We start from the raw sequence: 3,752 nt of genomic DNA on the forward strand, positions 1-3,752 counted from the left end.
GGCTCAATCCGGCGCATCTGCGCCTGCGACAACCAGATCAAATCACTCATGACGACGCCTCCATGCGCCGCCAGTGAATCAGACCAACCCCGCCTTGGGAATCATTTCAATGGGTCCTGAGCCTAGACTGTCTCACAGATGGGGGTCACTCCAGGTGGCGGCGCCCGCGAGGTTAGGAGGGAAGCTTGCCGGTCATGAACAGATAAGGGGTGATCCGCCTTTCGGCCCCGCTTCTCGATTGCAACCACTCTACGCGCCCTAAAATGGCCATCTGGCGTCGACCTTCATTGAGATCGGTCGAGGGGAGAATTGCAATGATCCAGGTCTCGCGGCGCTATAGCCTAGCTTTCGGATTGATGTGTCTCTCCGCACCGAGCCTCGCGGCGGACGCCCCTGCAGACGTCGGCGTCGCCACCGGTACAAAGCTTTATGAGCATACCTTTCTCAAGGCGAAACCGGGGCTACGCGCTGACCTTGGCAGATACATTCGCGCAAACTGGTTTCCTTTGGACCGCAAGGGCGTGGAGGAAGGGATTTTCACATCGTACTGGCTGCTGGAAGACACTGGCGAAAACGCAGCCTGGGACTATGTGATGGTCGTTGGATACCCGACTGAACTGGGCTTCGGGGAACCTCGCGCAACGGAAGTTTTTCAAGCGATCCGCAAAGGGCACGCCGAGGTGAAGGTCGCCGGCAGGGGCTTGCGGGAACTGGGTGATATCGTGGCCAGTCACCGGCTCAAGGTGACGCGTTCCTAGCGTTTTTTCTCTTGCAGCCAGACTTTTCTGTTGCAGCAAGGCTCGCTTGCGGCGGCCACGCTGCCGATACGCAAAAAAAGCCCGCCGGTTTCCCGGCGGGCCAGTGCGACAGAAGCTCAAGGTAGAGCTGCTGGGAGCTCGGGTTACTGCTTGGCGAGGGTGGTCGCGCCGCTGGCCTTGGCCATGACCTTGGCATTGCAGTTGGAAAGTTTGTCGTCGTCGAACGACTTGACGCCGGTGAAGGAGGTCACCATGCCGACCTTGTCGGCGATCAGCTTGCAGGTGGCGACGGAATAGGTTTGGGACCTCGCAATGGCGACGCAGGCGTCGGCTTCGCAGTTAAACACGGCGCCGCCTGCGATAACCTTGGTCTTTGCGGCGACAGGGGCCGAGAGCTTCACGGTGACAGTGTCAGCAGCGAAGGCGGTTCCGGCGGCGAAGGTGGCAAGTGCGGCGCAGGCCGCAATCAGTTGGAGCTTCATTGAGCCCTCCAGCGTTTCGGGGAGTATCGGCGTCAAGGATTTGAGTACCGGCCCGGTTCGCCGCGTTTTTGGCCGCTTCGAGTATCCCCACCCTAGGCGCACGTCGAACTGAACAACGCTAAGATAACAGTGTTAAGATCGATACGGCAACAACGTTTTCCGCAACTCCGCTATGCACTTTTGCAGAGGTGATCGGCGCTTTCGCCTCACTATCTGCAAGGGCTGGTGTCGAAAGGGCGCTCCTGCGCGTTCATGTCTCGTCAACCCTGTTGAGCGTTCCGTGGCGTTCAGGATATGGCAGGGCCGGGTGGGCGGCTCGATGATCGATGGAACCAGGCATCCATGGCCACTGGAAAGCCGCCGCGCCCGCGGCGAACGCTGCTTCAAAAGCTGATCTACGCGCTTCTGGTGCTGGGCGTGTGGGGGCTGATTTTCGTGGTCGCCTTCTTCGCGGTGTTCGCGGTTGATCTGCCCGACACGTCCCGCCTCTATGATACGCAGCGCCAGCCGTCGATCTCGTACCTGGACCGGTCCGGCGGATTGCTGGCCGTAAGAGGCAGTCAGGCCGCGGCGACGGTAAAGCTGGAAAGCCTGCCGGACTACGTGCCCAAGGCGTTTATCGCCATCGAGGACCGCTGGTATTTCTGGCACTTCGGATTCAACCCCTGGGGCATCGCGCGCAGCCAGTATTACAACATGACCCGGAAGGGAGAAGGGGGGCCGTTACGTGGCGGCTCCACCATCACCCAGCAACTGGCGCGCAACCTGTTCCTGACCCCCAACCAGAACTATCGCCGCAAGGCGCAGGAGCTGATTCTGGCCGTCTGGCTGGAGGCGAAGTTTTCGAAGAAACAGATCCTCGAGCTCTATCTCAACCGGGTCTACTTCGGCGCGGGAGCCTACGGCATCGAGGCGGCGTCGCAGCGCTATTTCGGCAAGCCTGCCGCGAGGTTGAGCCTTGGCGAGAGCGCCCTGCTGGCCGGGCTGATGAAGGGGCCATCGCGATACTCGCCGGTGGCTTCCACCGACCGAGCCGCGCGCCGCGCCACCATCGTGCTGGATGAGATGGTTCAGTCCGGCTTCATCACTCCGGCGGAACGGGCCGAGGCGATCCGGGTCCGGGTCCGGGTCAATCCGGTACTGGCCAATCAACGGGCGCAATATTTCACAGACTGGGTCGACAATCAGGTCCGAGCCCTGGTGGGTGAGCCCACCGAGGACCTGGTGGTGGAGACCACCCTTGACCTTCCGCTGCAGGCCAGCGCGGAGCAGGCGGTGCTGCGTGGAGTGTCCGCAGCTGTGGGCCAGGGCGTGGAGCAGGGCGCGCTGGTGTCTCTCGATGGCGAAGGCCGCATCCGCGCCTATGTGGGCGGGACCAACTATGTCCAGACCCAGTTTGACCGTGCGACAATGACGCGCCGTCAGGCAGGTTCGGCCTTCAAGCCCTTCGTATATCTGACGGCGATGGAAGCCGGTCGTACGCCGGACACGCCGGTGGTCGACGAGCCGGTGAAGATCGGAAACTGGGAGCCGCGCAACTACACCGGCGCTTTCCTGGGGCCCATCACCATCCGGATCGCGCTTGCCCAGTCGGTCAATACGGTGGCGGCGCGTCTGACCGAGGAACTGGGCGCTTCCAACGTGGCGTCTACCGCCCGCCGGCTCGGCATCACCTCAGACATTCAACAGGACCCTTCAATGGCGCTGGGCGCCGTCGAAGTCAGCCCGCTTGAGATGGCCCAGGCCTATGCACCTTTCGCCAATGGCGGCGTCTACGCCAAGGGTTACGGGATCGAGCGCATCCGCACGGCGACGGGCCGGGTTCTCTATGATCGCGGTGTCGATCGCGGCCCTCGCCTGAGCGTGATCAGCCAGCCAGCTTTGTCCTACATGGTCTCCATGATGCGCGGCGTGGTTACGGGCGGCACCGGCACGCGGGCCAACGTCCCGGGCTACGATCTGGCCGGCAAGACCGGCACCACCAGTGACTACAAGGACGCCTGGTTTGTGGGCTACACGGGCGGTTTTGTCACCGCAGTCTGGGTAGGCAAGGACGACAACAAACCCATGAGACGGGTCACTGGCGGCGGCGCGCCCTCCGGCATCTGGCGCGACTACATGACGGCTGCCTTGCCTCGCCTGAAAGTCCAGCCCATTCCGGGCGGCGATCTGCCGCCGCCGGAGGCGGAGAGTCCTATCGATCAGCTTCTGGCTGGTGAGGACCCCGGGGCGCTGATCGAGACGCCGTCCTCCGAGTTCGATGAGCCCCAACCGCCCCCGCCCCCGCCGCCGACGTCCAGACCGCGCGAAAGGACCCGCAGCGACCCGGTATTCTGAGGTTCAGTGCCTGACGGGGATGTAGTCTACCCCCCGAAGGCGTGCAGCCTAGAGCGGTTTCCCTACGCTGTGAATCGGGAGGGATTCCCAAATCAGTGATGGAGTGATTCAAGCTGCATGCTGGTGAAGGAGGCCGGCATGCATGGGTCATCCTCTGTCATGTGATCTTCGGGAT

3 protein-coding genes are annotated in these 3,752 nt (G+C 62.5%); 2 read left to right on the top strand and 1 reads right to left on the bottom strand.

Annotation, left to right across the window (positions count from 1 at the left end; genetic code table 11):
* The first annotated feature begins 314 nt into the window (after positions 1-314).
* On the top strand, positions 315-758 hold the full coding sequence (locus tag ACIQ3B_RS18255; protein ID WP_397405122.1) for a hypothetical protein: 444 nt from the start codon (positions 315-317) through the stop codon (positions 756-758).
* 143 nt (positions 759-901) lie between these two features.
* On the opposite strand, the gene ACIQ3B_RS18260 is transcribed toward ACIQ3B_RS18255, so the two are convergent.
* Positions 902-1,240: a CC_3452 family protein gene (locus tag ACIQ3B_RS18260; RefSeq protein WP_397405124.1), complete on the bottom strand. Its 339-nt coding sequence runs from the start codon at positions 1,238-1,240 to the stop codon at positions 902-904.
* A 342-nt stretch (positions 1,241-1,582) separates the two neighbouring features.
* On the opposite strand from ACIQ3B_RS18260, the gene ACIQ3B_RS18265 reads away from it, so the two are divergent.
* The gene (locus tag ACIQ3B_RS18265; RefSeq protein WP_397405126.1) at positions 1,583-3,577 is read left to right on the top strand and encodes a transglycosylase domain-containing protein; all 1,995 of its coding nucleotides are present in this window, start codon (positions 1,583-1,585) and stop codon (positions 3,575-3,577) included.
* The last annotated feature ends 175 nt before the right edge of the window (positions 3,578-3,752 follow it).

This window comes from Phenylobacterium sp. (assembly GCF_044358365.1).
Lineage (GTDB): Bacteria > Pseudomonadota > Alphaproteobacteria > Caulobacterales > Caulobacteraceae > Phenylobacterium.